At 63.9% G+C, this 16,087-nt stretch carries 16 protein-coding genes; 9 read left to right on the top strand and 7 right to left on the bottom strand.

Annotated features, from left to right (window positions below; translation table 11 throughout):
* Positions 1 to 6: 6 nt before the first annotated feature.
* Complete coding sequence (uvrB, locus tag W930_RS25540; protein ID WP_023873814.1) at positions 7 to 2,094, bottom strand: excinuclease ABC subunit UvrB; 2,088 nt, start codon at positions 2,092 to 2,094, stop codon at positions 7 to 9.
* 350 nt (positions 2,095 to 2,444) lie between these two features.
* Here uvrB and W930_RS0101045 point away from each other — a divergent pair, with 350 nt between their 5' ends.
* Entirely contained in the window at positions 2,445 to 3,644 is a 1,200-nt protein-coding gene (locus W930_RS0101045; protein ID WP_023596711.1) for an amino acid aminotransferase, read from the top strand.
* Positions 3,645 to 3,886: 242 nt separating this feature from the next.
* Positions 3,887 to 5,128 (top strand): polyhydroxyalkanoate depolymerase, encoded by a 1,242-nt coding sequence (locus W930_RS25535; RefSeq protein WP_023596712.1) that lies wholly within the window; start codon positions 3,887 to 3,889, stop codon positions 5,126 to 5,128.
* 111 nt (positions 5,129 to 5,239) lie between these two features.
* On the opposite strand, the gene W930_RS0101035 is transcribed toward W930_RS25535, so the two are convergent.
* Entirely contained in the window at positions 5,240 to 5,878 is a 639-nt protein-coding gene (locus W930_RS0101035; protein WP_023596713.1) for a TetR/AcrR family transcriptional regulator, read from the bottom strand.
* Positions 5,879 to 5,981: 103 nt separating this feature from the next.
* On the opposite strand from W930_RS0101035, the gene rsxB reads away from it, so the two are divergent.
* The gene (gene rsxB / locus W930_RS25530; protein ID WP_023873813.1) at positions 5,982 to 6,860 is read left to right on the top strand and encodes an electron transport complex subunit RsxB; all 879 of its coding nucleotides are present in this window, start codon (positions 5,982 to 5,984) and stop codon (positions 6,858 to 6,860) included.
* 51 nt (positions 6,861 to 6,911) lie between these two features.
* Positions 6,912 to 7,556 carry an endonuclease III gene (gene nth, locus W930_RS0101025; protein ID WP_023596715.1) on the top strand — a complete coding sequence of 215 codons (645 nt, stop codon included), beginning with the start codon at positions 6,912 to 6,914 and terminating at the stop codon, positions 7,554 to 7,556.
* 113 nt (positions 7,557 to 7,669) lie between these two features.
* Here nth and W930_RS0101020 read toward each other — a convergent pair whose 3' ends face one another.
* Entirely contained in the window at positions 7,670 to 8,263 is a 594-nt protein-coding gene (locus W930_RS0101020; protein WP_023596716.1) for a malonic semialdehyde reductase, read from the bottom strand.
* A gap of 108 nt (positions 8,264 to 8,371) precedes the next feature.
* Positions 8,372 to 9,268: a DMT family transporter gene (locus W930_RS0101015; protein WP_024788912.1), complete on the bottom strand. Its 897-nt coding sequence runs from the start codon at positions 9,266 to 9,268 to the stop codon at positions 8,372 to 8,374.
* Positions 9,269 to 9,459: 191 nt separating this feature from the next.
* Here W930_RS0101015 and W930_RS0101010 point away from each other — a divergent pair, with 191 nt between their 5' ends.
* Positions 9,460 to 9,891, top strand: coding sequence for a DUF1841 family protein (locus W930_RS0101010; protein WP_023873811.1), 432 nt, complete (start codon positions 9,460 to 9,462; stop codon positions 9,889 to 9,891).
* A 142-nt stretch (positions 9,892 to 10,033) separates the two neighbouring features.
* Here the strand turns inward: W930_RS0101010 and W930_RS0101005 are convergent, their stop codons facing one another.
* Both W930_RS0101005 and W930_RS0101000 read right to left on the bottom strand, forming a co-directional pair.
* A complete protein-coding gene (locus W930_RS0101005) occupies positions 10,034 to 10,456 on the bottom strand; it encodes a c-type cytochrome (protein ID WP_023596718.1) in 423 nt (140 codons plus the stop codon).
* 25 nt (positions 10,457 to 10,481) lie between these two features.
* Complete coding sequence (locus W930_RS0101000; protein ID WP_023596719.1) at positions 10,482 to 10,835, bottom strand: c-type cytochrome; 354 nt, start codon at positions 10,833 to 10,835, stop codon at positions 10,482 to 10,484.
* Positions 10,836 to 11,116: 281 nt separating this feature from the next.
* Here W930_RS0101000 and W930_RS0100995 point away from each other — a divergent pair, with 281 nt between their 5' ends.
* From W930_RS0100995 to W930_RS0100980, 4 genes are all read left to right on the top strand, one after another.
* The gene (locus W930_RS0100995) at positions 11,117 to 11,959 is read left to right on the top strand and encodes a MoxR family ATPase (RefSeq protein WP_023596720.1); all 843 of its coding nucleotides are present in this window, start codon (positions 11,117 to 11,119) and stop codon (positions 11,957 to 11,959) included.
* A gap of 13 nt (positions 11,960 to 11,972) precedes the next feature.
* Positions 11,973 to 13,148: a VWA domain-containing protein gene (locus tag W930_RS0100990; protein WP_023873809.1), complete on the top strand. Its 1,176-nt coding sequence runs from the start codon at positions 11,973 to 11,975 to the stop codon at positions 13,146 to 13,148.
* A gap of 187 nt (positions 13,149 to 13,335) precedes the next feature.
* Entirely contained in the window at positions 13,336 to 14,532 is a 1,197-nt protein-coding gene (locus tag W930_RS0100985) for a benzoate/H(+) symporter BenE family transporter (RefSeq protein ID WP_023596722.1), read from the top strand.
* A gap of 102 nt (positions 14,533 to 14,634) precedes the next feature.
* Positions 14,635 to 14,976 (top strand): DUF2322 family protein, encoded by a 342-nt coding sequence (locus tag W930_RS0100980; protein ID WP_023873808.1) that lies wholly within the window; start codon positions 14,635 to 14,637, stop codon positions 14,974 to 14,976.
* Positions 14,977 to 15,130: 154 nt separating this feature from the next.
* Here W930_RS0100980 and W930_RS0100975 read toward each other — a convergent pair whose 3' ends face one another.
* Entirely contained in the window at positions 15,131 to 15,973 is an 843-nt protein-coding gene (locus tag W930_RS0100975; protein WP_023596724.1) for a spermidine synthase, read from the bottom strand.
* Positions 15,974 to 16,087 lie beyond the last annotated feature (114 nt).

Below are 16,087 nucleotides of genomic sequence, written 5' to 3'. Positions count from 1 at the left end.
AGCGCGTCAGGCCTTCGGCCCCAATTCAGTCTCGCTGGCCCCGTCGGTGCCGAACACCAGCGCCTTCACATGCAGCAACTGGTCGCGCACCTTGGCGGCCTTCTCGAACTCGAGATTGCGTGCATGCTCCTGCATTTGCTTCTCGAGCTTCTTGATCTCGCGGGCCAACTGCTTTTCCGACATGTCCTGATAATGGGCCTGCTCTTTCGCCTCCGCCATTTCGGCCTTGGCATCCTGCGGATCGTAGACTCCGTCGATGATGTCCTTGATGCGCTTCTTCACGCCCTGCGGCACGATGCCATGCGCCTCGTTGTGCGCCATCTGCTTCGCGCGCCGGCGTTCGGTCTCGCCGATGGCCCGCTTCATCGAATCGGTCATCTTGTCCGCGTACAGAATGGCCGTCCCGTTGACGTTGCGCGCCGCCCGCCCGATCGTCTGGATCAGCGAGCGCTCCGCACGCAGAAAGCCCTCCTTGTCCGCATCGAGAATTGCCACGAGCGACACTTCCGGAATATCCAAACCCTCGCGCAACAGATTGATCCCAACGAGTACGTCGAAAGCGCCCAAGCGCAAATCGCGGATGATCTCCACGCGCTCGACGGTGTCGATGTCGCTGTGCAGGTAACGGACCTTCACGCCGTTGTCGGACAGATACTCGGTCAGTTGCTCGGCCATGCGCTTCGTTAGCGTGGTCACGAGCACGCGCTCCTCCACGGCCACACGCTTGTTGATCTCCGAGAGCACGTCGTCGACCTGCGTGCGCGCGGGACGCACCTCGATGATCGGATCGATCAGCCCGGTCGGCCGCACCACCTGCTCGACCACTTGTCCGGTTCGCTTGTTCTCGTAATCGGCCGGCGTGGCCGACACGAAGATGGCCTGCCGCATCTTGCGCTCGTACTCCGCGAACTTCAGCGGACGGTTATCGAGCGCCGACGGCAGGCGGAACCCGTAGTTCACGAGGTTCTCCTTGCGCGCCCGGTCGCCGTTGTACATGCCGTTGAACTGCCCGATCAGCACGTGCGACTCGTCGAGGAACATCAGCGCGTCGGGCGGGAGATAGTCGACGAGCGTCGGGGGCGGCTCGCCCGGTGCCGCACCGGACAAGTGCCGGGAGTAGTTCTCGATGCCCTTGCAGAATCCCAGTTCCTGCAACATTTCCAGATCGAACCGCGTGCGCTGCTCGAGGCGCTGCGCCTCGACCAGCTTGCCCTCCTTGTAGAAGAAGTCCAGTCGCTCGCGAAGCTCGTCCTTGATCGTTTCGATCGCACGCAACACCGTCTCACGCGGCGTCACGTAATGAGACGACGGATATACGGTGAATCGCGGCACCTTTTGCCGTACCCGGCCCGTGAGCGGGTCAAACAGTTGCAGCGTGTCGACTTCGTCGTCGAACAGCTCGATGCGAAGCGCCAGTTCGGCGTGTTCGGCCGGGAAGACGTCAATGGTGTCGCCACGCACCCGGAACGTGCCGCGCCCGAAATCCGTCTCGTTGCGCGTGTATTGCATGGCAATCAGCCGCGCGATGATTTCGCGCTGCCCGAGCTTGTCGCCCTGGCGCACCGTCAGAATCATCTGGTGGTATTCGCTCGGGTTACCGATACCGTAGATCGCGGAGACCGTCGCGACGATCACCACGTCGCGCCGCTCCAGCAGGCTCTTGGTTGCCGACAGACGCATCTGCTCGATGTGCTCATTGACCGACGAGTCCTTCTCGATGAAGAGGTCTCGCTGCGGCACGTAGGCTTCCGGCTGGTAATAGTCGTAGTAGGAGACGAAGTACTCGACCGCATTTCGCGGGAAGAACTCGCGAAACTCCGAGTACAGCTGGGCGGCCAGTGTCTTGTTCGGGGCGAACACGATCGCCGGGCGCCCGAGGCGCGCGATGACGTTGGCCATCGTGAATGTCTTGCCCGAGCCCGTCACACCGAGCAACGTCTGAAACGCCAGCCCGTCTTCCACGCCTTCGCTCAGCTGGGCGATGGCCGTCGGCTGATCGCCCGCGGGGGGAAAGGGGCAATAGAGCTGATAAGGCGAATCGGGAAACGTCTGGAACTTGCTTTCGTCGAGATCGTGGTCAGCCGCAGGAGTCATGGCGAGGCGCAAGCATGGAGGACGGAATCTGGCATTTTAGCGCGTCGGACGATTCCCTGAATCCGATGGGTGACAAGCCGGACACCGCACCGCCCCGAACGGCGCGACCGGCGCCACCGGCGTGCAGCCTTGCCGCCGTTCGCAACAACGGCAGCCGATTTCGCCGGCTTCTGGCCAATTTCTGGCATTCCGTGGCAGTTTTCGTGCCGAAATACCGCCAATTCGCGTGACGGGCCTGGGTGTTTACCACAAGCGCGGTCAATCTTCGCTAAAATACCGTGTTGGGCCGATCCTGCGTCCGTTGGCGCCGACCCGCTGCATTTTCCTACTACCTGCCTCGAGCCGTCGAAATGACTCTCTTCTCCGCTGTCGAACTCGCCCCGCGCGACCCCATTCTTGGCCTGAACGAAGCCTACAACGCCGATCACCGTCCGAACAAGGTGAACCTGGGCGTGGGCGTGTATTTCAATGCGGAAGGCAAACTGCCCCTGCTCAAGGCCGTGAAGGCAGCGGAAGAACAACGCGTGGCCGCCGGCCTGCCGCGCGGCTATCTGCCGATGGAAGGCATTGCCGCCTACGACAAGGCCGTGCAGGAAATGCTGTTCGGCAAGGAGTCGCCCGTGCTGGCCGAAGGCCGCGTGGTCACGGCGCAGGCGCTCGGCGGCACTGGCGCACTGAAGATCGGCGCGGACTTCCTCAAGCAACTGAACCCGAACGCCACCGTCGCCATCAGCGACCCGAGCTGGGAAAACCACCGCGCGCTGTTCACCACGGCAGGCTTCAACGTCGTGTCGTACCCCTACTACGATGCCGAGTCGCACGGCGTGAACCTGCCGGGCATGCTCGACATGCTGGGCAAGGAACCCGAAGGCACGATCGTGGTGCTGCACGCATGCTGCCACAACCCGACCGGCGTCGACCTGACGATGGACCAGTGGGCGCAAGTCGTGGAGGTCGTGAAGGCCCGCAAGCTCGTGCCGTTCCTCGACATCGCCTACCAGGGCTTCGGCGACGGCATCGATGCCGACGCCGCCGTGGTACGCCTGTTCGCTGCGTCCGGCCTGAACTTCTTCGTGTCGAGCTCGTTTTCCAAGTCGTTCTCGCTGTACGGCGAACGCGTGGGCGCGCTGTCGATCGTCACAAGCAGCAAGGACGAAACGACCCGCGTGCTCTCGCAGCTCAAGCGCGTGATCCGCACCAACTACTCGAACCCGCCGACGCATGGTGGATCGGTCGTTGCCGCCGTGCTGGGCAGCGCCGAGCTGCGCGCCCTGTGGGAAGAAGAGCTGGCCGAGATGCGTGAGCGCATCCGCGCGATGCGTCTGGCGCTCGTCGAAAAGCTCCGCGCGCACGGTGTGGACCGCGACTTCTCGTTCGTGATCAAGCAGCGCGGCATGTTCTCGTACTCGGGCCTGACCGCCGACCAGGTCGAACGCCTGCGCGAAGAGTTCGGCATCTACGCCGTGAGCACGGGTCGCATCTGCGTGGCCGCGCTCAACGACAAGAACATCGATCACGTCGCGTCGGCCATCGCCCAGGTGCTGCGTTAATCGCGCGCTCGAGCACCCCCGGAACGGCGCGAACCGGCGCCGATCGAAAAGCCCGCCTTCCGGCGGGCTTCTTCATGCCCGGCGCCTGCTGCGGCGCAGCATCGATAGTTATCACCAATGACGCCAATTAAACAAAACTATCGGGCTGATGCGCAAATGCCATATATCAGGGTTATGCTGCGTTGCACAGCCGCGATAAACGGTTGCATAATTCCTTCATCATCCGCCTCAGGGCACACAACATGCTGTATCAGATTCATGAGTACAACCGAGCGTGGCTGAATCCCCTCACCACGTGGGCCAAGGCGGCGGCGACGACTTTCGTCAACCCGGGCAGCCTCCTCGCCATGATGCCGGGCGCCCCGCGCATCGCCGCCGGATACGAACTGCTGTACCGGCTCGGCAAAGACTACGAAAAACCCGAATTCAACATCAAGGCGGTCGAAGTCGACGGTCACAACATTCCTGTCGTGGAAATGACCGCGATGGAAAAGCCGTTCTGCCGCCTGCTGCGCTTCAAGCGCTACGCCGACGACGCGAGCGCCGTGGGCCAGCTCAAGGATGACCCGGTCGTGCTGGTCGTGGCACCGCTCTCGGGCCACCACGCCACCCTGCTTCGCGACACCGTCACCACGCTGCTCAAGGATCACAAGGTCTACATCACCGACTGGGTCGATGCCCGCATGGTCCCGCTCGAAGCCGGTGCGTTCCATCTGGACGACTACGTGGCGTACATCCAGGAGTTCATTCGCCACATCGGCGCCGAGAACCTGCATGTGATCTCCGTTTGCCAGCCGACCGTGCCGGTGCTCGGGGCGATCTCGCTCATGGCGTCGAATGGCGAGAAGACACCGAAGACCATGACGATGATGGGCGGGCCGATCGACGCGCGAAAGAGCCCCACGTCGGTCAATTCGCTGGCGACCAACAAGTCGTACGAGTGGTTCGAGAATCACGTGATCCACCCCGTGCCGGCGAACTACCCGGGCTCGGGGCGTCTTGTGTATCCGGGATTCCTGCAGCACGCCGGCTTCGTGGCCATGAATCCGGATCGCCACCTGAAGTCGCACTGGGACTTCTACCTGGACCTCATGCGCGGCGACAATGACGACGCCGACTCCCATCGTCGCTTCTACGACGAGTACAACGCCGTGCTCGACATGGCGGCCGAGTATTACCTCGACACGATCAAGACCGTCTTCCAGGACTTCAGCCTCGCGCGGGGCACCTGGGACGTCGCCGGTCAGCGAGTCCGTCCGCAGGACATCAAGACCACTGCCCTGTTCACGATCGAAGGCGAACTGGACGATATCTCGGGCAGCGGCCAGACGCAGGCCGCGCATGAGCTGTGCACCGGCATTCCTGCCAAGCGAAGGGCCCATTTCACGGCGCCTTCGTGTGGTCACTACGGCATCTTCTCGGGTAGCCGCTGGCGCAACGTGATCTATCCGCAGATCCGCGACTTCATTGCCAGGCACGCCTGATCGCAAGCCGTCGTTCGTCGGATAAAAACAAACCGCCGCGCGGGCCGAAGCCCCCGCGGCGGTTTGTTTTTTCCTGCATGCCGCAACGCGAACGAACGCGGCCGCGCTGCCTCAGCGCATACGCAGCGTGTCGAGCAGCATCCGGGTGTTGAACGCGGAATAGGACTTGCGCGACTCCCCGACCATCACATCGCGCCCCATGACGATGGCCAGCGTGTGGCGATTCGACATCACGTAGTAACCCATGGCGGAAATCGTCACGTAGAGATCGACCGGATCGATGCCCTCGCGAATCTCCCCGCTGGCCTCGCCCCGCTTGAGCGTCTGCGCGAGCAGCTCCACGATGGGTGAGATCCGCTGGCGAATTTCGGTCGACTGCCGCATCGACCGGGCCTCGTGCAGATTCTCGTTGTTGATCAGTTGGATCAGCTCGGGATGCTCGGCGTAGTAATCCCACACGAAGTGGGCCAGCTCGGCCACCGCGTCGAGCGGCGCGAGCACGTCGAGTCTGAGCGCGTGTTCGGCGCGGTTGAATTCGCCATAGACCTCTTCGAGCACGGCCAGATAAAGCTGGTCCTTGTTGCCGAAGTAGTAATACAGCATACGTTCATTGATGTCGGCCCGGCGAGCGATGCTATCCACGCGGGCACCGCTGGAACCCCGCTCCGCAAACTCCTCGATCGCCGCGGCAAGAATGCGCTGGCGGGTACGTTCGGGGTCCCGTTTGATCTTGGTTTGGGATGTGGTCATGATCGGCCGGTCGTTCTCAACGGGCGGAATTATGGCACATCGGTTCAGTGTTTCCGCAAAATGCAGGATAATTTGACTTTCCGCAGAATCCCCCGCAAACGACGTGTCCGAAGTCACCGCGCTCGCGCAGCGCATCGATGCCCTATTGCCCCAAACGCAGTGCACCAAGTGCGGTTACGAAGGCTGCCGCCCTTATGCCGACGCGATTGCCAGCGGCGAGGCCAGTTACAACCAATGCCCGCCCGGCGGCGCGCAGGGCGTGGCACGCCTGGCGCAACTGCTCGGGCGCCCCGTCATCCCCCTCAATCCGCAGAACGGCATCGAGCGCCCGCGTCCGCGCGCCGTCATCGACGAATCGCTATGCATCGGTTGCACGCTTTGCCTGCAGGCCTGCCCGGTCGACGCCATCGTCGGCGCCGCCAAGCTCATGCACACCGTCATCGAAGCGCGCTGCACCGGCTGCGATCTGTGCGTCCCGCCCTGTCCGGTCGACTGCATCGACATGGTGCCGGTGACGGGCGAGCGAACCGGCTGGGACGCCTGGTCGCCCCCGCAAGCCGACGCCGCCCGCGCACATTTCGAAGCCCATCAGGCACGCCTGGCGAAGGAAAAGGCTGAACGCGAAGCGCGTCTGGCCGCCCGCGCGGCGCGTGTCGCGCAAGCCGGTGGATCGAAAGGGCCGGACGCCGGCGCCGTCGTGCCCGCTGTCTCGCAGGTCGAAACAAGCGCGCCCCCCCAGTCGCCCCAGGACGCCGACGCCGCAGCGGCAGCGGCCCGCAAGCAGGCCATCATCCAGGCCGCGCTGGAGCGCGCCCGGCAAAAGAAGGCCGCGCTGGCGGCCGAGGGACTGGGTCCGAAGAACACCGAGAATGTCTCCGCCGCCGTGCAAGCTCAGATCGATGAAGCCGAAGCGCGGCGCAAGCGTCTGGGGCTTTCCCCGGCGTCGCCCCACGGTGACGGCGACGATGCCAAAACGGTCTGAGACGCCACACGCCACCCCGACAAAGCCACATCCGACCGACGCGCCAACGCCATGAACGACGCCAAACGCCGTGCCCTGTTCGAGACCCTGCAACGACTCAATCCGAACCCGACGACGGAGCTCGAGTACACGTCGCCGTTCGAATTGCTGATCGCCGTGTTGCTCTCGGCCCAGGCGACCGACGTGTCCGTGAACAAGGCCACGCGCAAGCTGTACGCGGTGGCCAACACACCGGCGAAGATGCTCGCACTCGGGGAAGCGGGCGTATCGGAGTACATCAAGACGATCGGCCTGTACCGCACCAAGGCGAAGAATGTCATCGCCACCTGTCGGTTGTTGCTCGACGCGCACGGCGGTGAAGTGCCGCGCTCGCGCGAGGCGCTGGAGGCGTTGCCGGGCGTGGGTCGCAAGACCGCGAACGTCGTCCTCAATACGGCCTTCGGCGAGGACACGATCGCGGTCGATACGCATATCTTCCGGGTGGCGAACCGCACCGGCCTGGCGCCCGGCAAGGATCCGCTCGCCGTGGAACTCGCGCTCGAGCGCGTGACGCCGCGAGAGTTCAGGCACGACGCGCATCACTGGTTGATTCTGCACGGTCGATACGTATGCAAGGCCCGCAAGCCCGAGTGCTGGCATTGCGCGATCGAACCGCTGTGCGATTTCCGGCCGAAAACCCCTGCACCGAAAACCTGACGCGCGAACTCTCGCCACCAACGACAACGGGCGGCCCCGACATCGGGACCGCCCGTTTTGCATGACGCGCTCGCCGCCCGACCCGGCTTCCGGGCGGGCCGCACGTGCGTGCCTTAGATGATGCGCGCGGCCTCGTCGAACGACAGGCGCGGATTGCGCGGGAAGAGCTGCGCGTGATCGCCGTAGCCCAGGTTGCAGATGAAGTTCACGCGCCACTCGGTGCCGCCGAAGAACGTGTCATTGACCTTCTGGGCGTCGAAGCCGGCCATCGGTCCGCAATCCAGACCCAGCGCACGCGCGGCGAGGATGAAGTAGCCGCCTTGCAGCGAGCTGTTCATGTGCGCCGCGCCAGCGGCCTTGGCAGCGTCGCCCGAGAACATCGGCACCATCTTCTCGGCGCCGTTCGGGAACAGTTTCGGCAGGTGCTCGTAGAACTTCAGATCGAAGGCGATGATTGCCGTCACCGGCGCGGTGCGCGTCTTTTCGACATTACCGGGTGCCATGCACTCGAGCAATTTCGCCTTGGCTTCCGGGCTCTTCACGAAAACGATGCGTGCAGGCGTGGTGTTGGCCGACGTCGGGCCCCACTTCACGAGTTCGTAGAGTTCGCGCAGCGTCTCGTCGCTGACCGGCTTGTCGAGCCACGCGTTGTGGGTGCGGGCGTCGGTGAAAAGTTGGGCGATGGCTTCTTTGGCAATGCTGCTCATGACGAATGACCTCGGGTGATGGTTGGCGAACGATGCGCGATTGTACCGTCGTCGCGCCGCGCGTGCTGACGCGGCAAAATTCGCTACCGCGGGCCACCCGGGCGACCTTCATGCTCCCGGGGCACCGCCGCGCGCGGAGAGCCAGAGTACGCCGCCGAGAATCAGTACGCCCCCTCCCCACTGGGCGATGGAGAGCGTTTCGCCCAGCAACATGGCCGCGAGCAGGACCGTAACCACGGGTTCGAGCGTCGAGAGCATCGACGCGCGCCCGGCCCCCAGACGCTGAAGACCGGCGAAGAAGGTGAGAATCGCAATGACCGTCGAGCACACGGCGATGGCCAGCAGCGCCGCCCATCCGCCGAAGCTGCCCGGCCATTGCAGCGAAACGCCCTGAGATGCGCGTATCGCCACCATGGCGCCGAACGACACGGTGGCGGCCAGGCAGACGAGCGTCGCGGTCGCTCTCGCGTCGACTCCACGTGTGAGACGCGCGCCCACGACGATGTACCCCGAATAGATCAGCGCCGCCGCCACGGCCAATGCCATGCCGAGCGGTTGCCCCTGCCCCCCGCCCACGGTCAGTGCCGTGCCCAGCGAACACAGCGCGAGCGCGCCGAGCTTCACCGGCGTGAGGCGCTCATGCAGGAAGATCGCAGCCAGAATCGTCACGAACACCGGATAAAGGTAGAGCAGCAGGGCAACGAGCGACGCCTGCGCGTATTGCAGCGCCCCGAAGAAGCACAACGACTGCCCGACGTAGCCGATGCCGCCCATGAGCGCGATGCCGATCGTCTGGCGGCGCGACGGAAACGACACGCGCCGCACCCGGCACCAGATCAGCAGCAGCGCAGACGCGACAAAGAAGCGGAACAGGAGCATCGCGTACATATCGGCCCCGGACGCCGAGGCCGCGCGCGCGAAGATGGCCATGGCGCCGAATGCCGACGCCGACAGGGCGATCAGCGCCACGCCGCCCCATGCCGACGGCGGCGGGACAGACGGCATGGCGGGAACGCCGCCGGAGGCGGCAGGCATGCGGGGGCTTTGCGACATGATTGGGAAAATTGAGCGACAATACGGCGTGTTTACAAGGGTTATCGGCGCGTTACGTTCACGGCGGACCGACCCGGCATACCGCGGCAATGCATGCGCCATTGTAGCCACGGCATGCCTTACCCGAACCCCACGGAGTCCCCATGTTCAATCCGAGCCGCGACGAAGTCCGGCAATTCTTTTGCACCACCTGGCACAAGCAACGCAGCGGTGGCATTCTCACGCCGCTCGAGACGATTGCAGCCGACTGGATTCAGGAGCACCCCGAGTATCACGATGCGCTCGACGATACCGAGGATGCGAGCAGTCGCGACTATTCGCCCGAGGCCGGGCAAACCAACCCGTTCCTGCATCTGTCGATGCATCTGGCGATCAGCGAGCAGGTCTCGATCGATCAGCCGCCAGGCATCCGTGCCGCCTACGAGAAACTGACGAACCGCCTCGATTCACCGCACGAGGCGCAGCACCGGATCATGGAGTGCCTCGGACAAACGCTTTGGGAAGCGCAGCGCAGCGGCCAGCCGCCGGACTCCGACGCCTACCTCCAGCGCATCGAGCAGCAGGCCTCGCGATAACGCCTCGCCAGACGACAGAAAACGACGGACACCCATTGGGTCACCGTCGTTTTCTTGTCTGCCGGACGGCAGGTCCTCCCTCACGACACCGCCCCTCCTCGGGCGCGCCTCGCGGGCCCGTACCGGGGGGCCGTCGTCGCCCTTACTTCTTCGTGACGAGATCGCCGGGAAGCGATTCCACGTAGGCGGCGATGTCCTTCAATTCTTCCGACGTGAAGGGACGCGGCTTGCCGTCCTTGCCCACCGTGGCGGGATTGGACATGACCTGGGTCTTCATGATGGCATTGGAGCGGCCAAACACCAGGCTCGTTTCGTTCTGGTAGGCACGCAGCGCGTTGTAGACGTAGTCGGCGTATTGCCCCGCCAGCTTCGGATATTCGGGGGTGATCGGCGCGTTCAGATTGGCGCCATGGCAGCTCACGCACATGCCCTTCTCCACCAGCGCCTTGCCATTGGCCACATTGCCGGCAGCATGCGCCGAGCCGGCGAACATGGCGCCGACCAGCAGAGGCATCAGGGATGCCGCCAGGGCGGCCTTGGTCGTCGCATACATCGAATGCTTCATCGTGTTCTCCTCAGCCACGCACGTTTTACTTCTGGGGATTGACCGGCGTCGACGCCGACTGCGCCGCGTAGTAAGCGGCGATGTCGACGATGTCCTGATCGGACAACGTGGCTGCGATGGCGTGCATCGACTGGAACTTGCGATCGCCCTTCTTGTATTCGTTCAGCGCGTTTTCGATGTATTTCGCGTTCTGTCCGCCGATCCTGGGCACGTGATACACCTCGGGGAACGCGGTGCGATAGTCGGGAATGCCGTGGCATCCGATGCACATGGCGACCTTGCCCTTCGCCGCTTCGATGTTTGGCGTGAGTTCGGCCGCATGCAGCGTGAGCGACGTGCCACCAAGCGCTAGCGCCATCATCGTGAGGAACTTTTTCATGGTCTTCTTGGGAACGTTTTTGGTTGGAATACCGGCCCGCAACACGCAGGTCCGCGTCCCGGCTCCAAGGCCGCCGACCTGTGAAAAAAGCAATCGATTGTAACCTACCCACTCCGCCCCGCAAACTCGGGGGTGACCCGCACAGTTCTCCGAAGTTTTTGCACAAGTCCTTGACGCAAAGGCAGATTTTCGCCGCTCAAGCGAGCCGTATGCGCAATGTCTTATACTGAACTTTTTCCCTGACCGGCCGACTGGCCGGCTGTTTGCGGACGGCTCCGATCATGCGCTTTGAAGGCTCTTCCCAGTACGTCGCCACCGACGACCTCAAGCTCGCCGTGAATGCTGCGGCCACGCTCCAACGTCCGCTGCTCATCAAGGGCGAACCCGGCACCGGCAAGACCATGCTCGCCGAGGAAGTCGCCGCCGCCCTCGACATGCCGCTGCTGCAATGGCACGTGAAGTCCACGACGAAGGCGCAGCAAGGGCTTTACGAATACGACGCCGTGTCGCGCCTGCGCGATTCGCAACTGGGCGACGAGCGTGTTCGCGACATCGCCAACTACATCGTCAAGGGTGTGCTCTGGCAGGCCTTCGAGGCCGACCGGCCCGTGGTGCTGCTGATCGACGAGATCGACAAGGCCGATATCGAATTCCCCAACGATCTGCTGCGCGAGCTCGACCGCATGGAGTTCTACGTCTACGAGACGCGCCAGCTGATCAAGGCACGGCATCGCCCGCTCGTCATCATCACGTCGAACAACGAGAAGGAGCTGCCCGACGCCTTCCTGCGCCGCTGCTTCTTCCACTACATCAAGTTCCCCGAGCCGGCCACGATGCAGTCGATCATCGACGTGCACTTCCCGAACATTCGCCGCGAACTGGTCAGCGCCGCCATGGCGACGTTCTTCGAGGTGCGCGAGATCCCGGGGCTGAAGAAGAAGCCGTCGACCTCGGAGCTGATCGACTGGCTCAAGCTGCTCATGGCCGAGGAAATCGGGCCGGAGGCGCTGCGCAGCGCCGACAACAAGCTGGCCATTCCGCCGCTCGCGGGCGCGCTGCTCAAGAACGAACAGGACATGCATCTGTTCGAGCGTCTCGTGTTCATGAATCGCGCCAACCGGTAAGCGCGCTGCCGTCATGCTGATCGACTTCTTCTACACCCTGCGCGCGGCAAAGCTGCCGGTCTCGGTCAAGGAATACCTGACGCTGCTCGAAGCGCTGCAGCGTCAGGTCATCGCGCCCTCGCTGGACGAGTTCTACTATCTGGCGCGCCTCTCGCTCGTCAAGGACGAGAAGCACTACGACAAGTTCGATCAGGCGTTCGGCGCGTACTTCAAGGGCGTGCAGCAGGTCGTCGACGCGTCGGGCGAAGTGCCGCTCGAATGGCTCAGGAAGCGCATGCAGCGCGAACTCTCGCCCGAGGACAAGGCACGCATCCAGGCGCTGGGCGGCCTGGACAAGCTCATGGAACGCCTCAAGCAACTGTTCGACGAGCAGAAGGGCCGCCACGAAGGCGGCAGCAAATGGATCGGCACCGGCGGCACGTCGCCCTTCGGCAACGGTGGTTTCAACCCCGAGGGCATTCGCATCGGCGGCGAGAGCAATGGCAATCGCACCGCGGTGAAAGTGTGGGATCAGCGCGCATACCGGGATTACGATGACACCGTCGAGCTCGGCACGCGCAACATCAAGGTCGCACTGCGCCGACTGCGCAAGTTCGCGCGCGAGGGTGCGGCCGAAGAACTCGATCTCGACGACACCATTCGCTCCACGGCCGCCAACGCGGGCTGGCTCGATCTGAAGCTGGTGCCGGAGCGCCACAACAATGTGAAGGTTCTCATGCTGCTGGACGTGGGCGGCTCGATGGACGACCACATTGCGCGCACGGAAGAGCTGTTCTCGGCGGCAAAATCCGAATTCAAGCATCTCGAGTTCTATTACTTCCACAACTGCGTCTACGACTTTCTGTGGCGCCAGAATCGTCGTCGTCACAGCGAGCGCTTCGAGACATGGGACGTGCTGCGCAAGTATCCGGCGGACTACAAGCTGATCTTCGTGGGCGACGCCACCATGAGTCCGTACGAGGTGCTGCAACCGGGTGGCTCGGTCGAGTACAACAACAAGGAAGCCGGCGCGGTATGGCTGCGCCGCTTCATCGATCGCTTTCCGCACCATGCCTGGCTCAACCCCGAGCCCGAGGCGATATGGCAGTATCGCCAATCGATTTCGGTGATCCGCCAGCTATTTGCCAATCGGATGTATCCCATCACGATCGCCGGACTCGAATCGGCCATGCGGGTGCTGAGCAAGTAAGCCCGCCGTCACACGGTCGGTGCGGCGCCCGTGCAGCGCCACGGCATGGCCTCGCGCCGCTGCACCGCCGCACTGCGGCACGACGGCGCATTAGCAACCCACCACCGATGCACTACCGGCGCACTACCGACGCAATAACAACGTAATAACAACGCAATAACAACGTAACGAGAGACACCTTTCCATCATGACGTCCAGCACGACCTCCCTGCCGCCGCTCCGCCCCCTGGCAGACACGTCGCCGTCGGCCATCGTGGCCGGCTTCGTAGCGATGATGACGGGCTACACCAGCTCGCTGATTCTGATGTTCCAGGCGGGCCAGGCCGCCCATCTCTCGCCGGCGCAGATTTCGTCCTGGATCTGGGCGCTGTCGATCGGCATGGGGGTGACCACCATCGGGCTGTCGCTGCGCTATCGCACACCCGTGGTCGTGGCGTGGTCGACGCCGGGCGCCGCGCTGCTGATCACGTCGCTGCCTGGCGTGCCCTATGGCGAGGCCATTGGTGCCTTCATCGTCTGCAATGCACTCATTGCGGTGTGCGGGTTGACGGGCGGCTTCGAGACGATCATGCGCCGGGTGCCGCCCGCGCTGGCGTCTGCATTGCTTGCCGGCATCCTGTTTCGCATCGGGCTGGAGATCTTCGTCGCCGCGCAGCACCAGACCGCGCTCGTGCTCTCCATGTTCTTCACCTACCTCGTGGTCAAGCGCTTCGCGTCGCGCTACGCGATCTTGCTGGCGCTGATCGTGGGCACGGCCGTCGCGGGCGGACTTGGCCTGCTCGACTTCAGTCGTTTCGACGTGTCGCTGGCCAGACCCGTATGGACTACGCCGTCGTTCTCGCTGTCGGCGACGATCAGCATCGCGATTCCGCTGTTCGTGGTGGCGATGGCCTCCCAGAACGTGCCCGGACTGGCCGTGCTGCGCGCCGACGGCTATAAGGTACCTGCATCGCCACTGATTTCGACGACGGGCATCGCCTCGGTACTGCTTGCGCCGTTTGGGTCGCACGGGATCCATCTGGCGGCGATCACGGCCGCCATCTGCACCGGGCGCGAGGCCCATGAAGACCCCGCCAAGCGTTACACCGCAGCAGTCTGGTCGGGCGTGTTCTACCTGATCGCGGGTACCTTCGGCGCGACCATTGCCGCCTTGTTCGCGGCGTTCCCGAAAGCGCTCGTGGTCTCGATCGCCGCCCTTGCGCTGTTCGGCTCGATCATGAACGGACTGGCCAACGCCATGCACGACACCAGGCAGCGCGAAGCGGCGCTCATCACCTTCATGGTGACGGCCTCCGGGCTGACGCTGCTGTCCATTGGCTCGGCGTTCTGGGGCCTGATCGCCGGCGTGCTGACGCTGGCGATTCTTCAGTGGCGTCGCGCCTGAATCGATCGCGCACCGTGCGCCGCCGCCGCGCCCGGTGATACCATCCCGCGCGCAGCGACACTTCAATTCTTACGTAACCGCAGGAGCAGCAGAACCATGGCAGTGATCGAACCGACTCCGGTCTTCAAGGACAACCTCGCGCAGATGACGCAGCAGGGCATCACCATCGACGGCATTGCACGCATCGAGTTGCACGACACCGCCGGCGCGCTCGTCGCGACCATCGAGAACGCCCCGGGCAAGCAGGGCTCGCTCGCCGTGTACCACTACCTCAAGCAGGCATTCGGCACGCTCGACGCCAAGGCAGCGCAACACGGTCTGGCCGTGTTCGCGGAACACACGGCCGACGCGCGCAATCGTCCGGGGGCTCACCCGAACGTCGATCGCCTGCTGGCCATCGTCGCCGGCGGCGAAGCGCTGCGCATCGAGGAAGTGCCCGCGTAACAACGGACACGCACGGACACGCACGGACACGCACGGGCATGCACGGGCATGCGGGCAACGGTGGAATGCCGCCGCATGCGAATGCCGCGCCCCCCAACGAAAAAGCCAGCCTCCCGGCTGGCTTTTTCATTGCATGCGCGCGGTGCGCTCGCGGTCAGATCGTGAGCACGGGACCGCCATCGCCATTGGCGGAACGCAGTTGCTTGACCCAGCGCTTCGCGGGCAAGCCCGTCGCTGCTTCCACTACCTTCGCGCGCGCCTCCACGTCCTTCCATTGCACGGACAGCAGCGGTCCATTGAAGGCCAGCACGATGACGTTGCCATCGTGCACTTCCGGGAATTCGATCACGCGGTTGTCGAATGCCTGACGCAGGCGGCGAATGTTCTTCGGATAGCTGTCGTGGTCGCCGAACAGGTTCATCGTCAGCATGCCCGGCTCGCGCAGCGTGGCGCGACAGGCCTTGTAGAACGCCGGCGTGTCGTGCACCGGACCGCGTGCGGTGGCGTCGTAAAGATCGACCTGCAGCACGTCGACGGTGCCGTGATTGGCGGCGTCGGTCACGAAATCCCAGGCATCCATTTCGCGCACTTTCAGGGTGCGGGAGTCGCCCGGCAGATCGAACATCGTGCGCGCGGCGACGACCACGGCCGGATTCAGCTCGACGGCGGTGACCTGCGTGCGCGGAAACTGTCTGGCGCAAAACTTCGTGATCGAGCCGGTGCCCAGCCCCAGTTGCACGACGTGCTTCGGCGCGCGCATGAACAGCAACCACGCCATCATCTGCTGCGCGTATTCGAGTTCGATACGGTCAGGCTTGGACAAACGCATCGCGCCCTGCACCCATTCCGTGCCGAAATGCAGGAAACGCACGCCCCCGATCTCGGAGAACGTCACCGGTGCGAAACGCGGCTTGTAGGCGGGACGCTGCGAGCGGGCGGACGACGCGTCGGCGACGAAGGCTTCGGCTTCGATGGATTTGCGTTTGATGAGGGTCATGTGTCCTTCTGTGAAACTCGGGAAATTCCGATGGGTTCGCATTGTACCGGGTTCGCCCCGAGTACCGACGACGCCGCCTCATACCGACACCCCCGACACCGCCCGACACGTCCG

It is taken from the genome of Pandoraea sp. E26 (genome assembly GCF_000681415.1).
GTDB lineage: Bacteria > Pseudomonadota > Gammaproteobacteria > Burkholderiales > Burkholderiaceae > Pandoraea > Pandoraea pnomenusa.
The sequence above is the reverse complement of the archived record's forward strand: the minus strand, read 5'-3'. Positions and strand labels throughout refer to the sequence as shown.

Coding starts and splice junctions, on each gene's coding strand:
- uvrB (WP_023873814.1), bottom strand. CDS start 2,094: ATGACTCCTGCGGCTGACCACGATCTCGACGAAAGCAAGTTCCAGACG.
- W930_RS0101045 (WP_023596711.1), top strand. CDS start 2,445: ATGACTCTCTTCTCCGCTGTCGAACTCGCCCCGCGCGACCCCATTCTT.
- W930_RS25535 (WP_023596712.1), top strand. CDS start 3,887: ATGCTGTATCAGATTCATGAGTACAACCGAGCGTGGCTGAATCCCCTC.
- W930_RS0101035 (WP_023596713.1), bottom strand. CDS start 5,878: ATGACCACATCCCAAACCAAGATCAAACGGGACCCCGAACGTACCCGC.
- nth (WP_023596715.1), top strand. CDS start 6,912: ATGAACGACGCCAAACGCCGTGCCCTGTTCGAGACCCTGCAACGACTC.
- W930_RS0101020 (WP_023596716.1), bottom strand. CDS start 8,263: ATGAGCAGCATTGCCAAAGAAGCCATCGCCCAACTTTTCACCGACGCC.
- W930_RS0101015 (WP_024788912.1), bottom strand. CDS start 9,268: ATGCCGTCTGTCCCGCCGCCGTCGGCATGGGGCGGCGTGGCGCTGATC.
- W930_RS0101010 (WP_023873811.1), top strand. CDS start 9,460: ATGTTCAATCCGAGCCGCGACGAAGTCCGGCAATTCTTTTGCACCACC.
- W930_RS0101005 (WP_023596718.1), bottom strand. CDS start 10,456: ATGAAGCATTCGATGTATGCGACGACCAAGGCCGCCCTGGCGGCATCC.
- W930_RS0101000 (WP_023596719.1), bottom strand. CDS start 10,835: ATGAAAAAGTTCCTCACGATGATGGCGCTAGCGCTTGGTGGCACGTCG.
- W930_RS0100995 (WP_023596720.1), top strand. CDS start 11,117: ATGCGCTTTGAAGGCTCTTCCCAGTACGTCGCCACCGACGACCTCAAG.
- W930_RS0100990 (WP_023873809.1), top strand. CDS start 11,973: ATGCTGATCGACTTCTTCTACACCCTGCGCGCGGCAAAGCTGCCGGTC.
- W930_RS0100985 (WP_023596722.1), top strand. CDS start 13,336: ATGACGTCCAGCACGACCTCCCTGCCGCCGCTCCGCCCCCTGGCAGAC.
- W930_RS0100975 (WP_023596724.1), bottom strand. CDS start 15,973: ATGACCCTCATCAAACGCAAATCCATCGAAGCCGAAGCCTTCGTCGCC.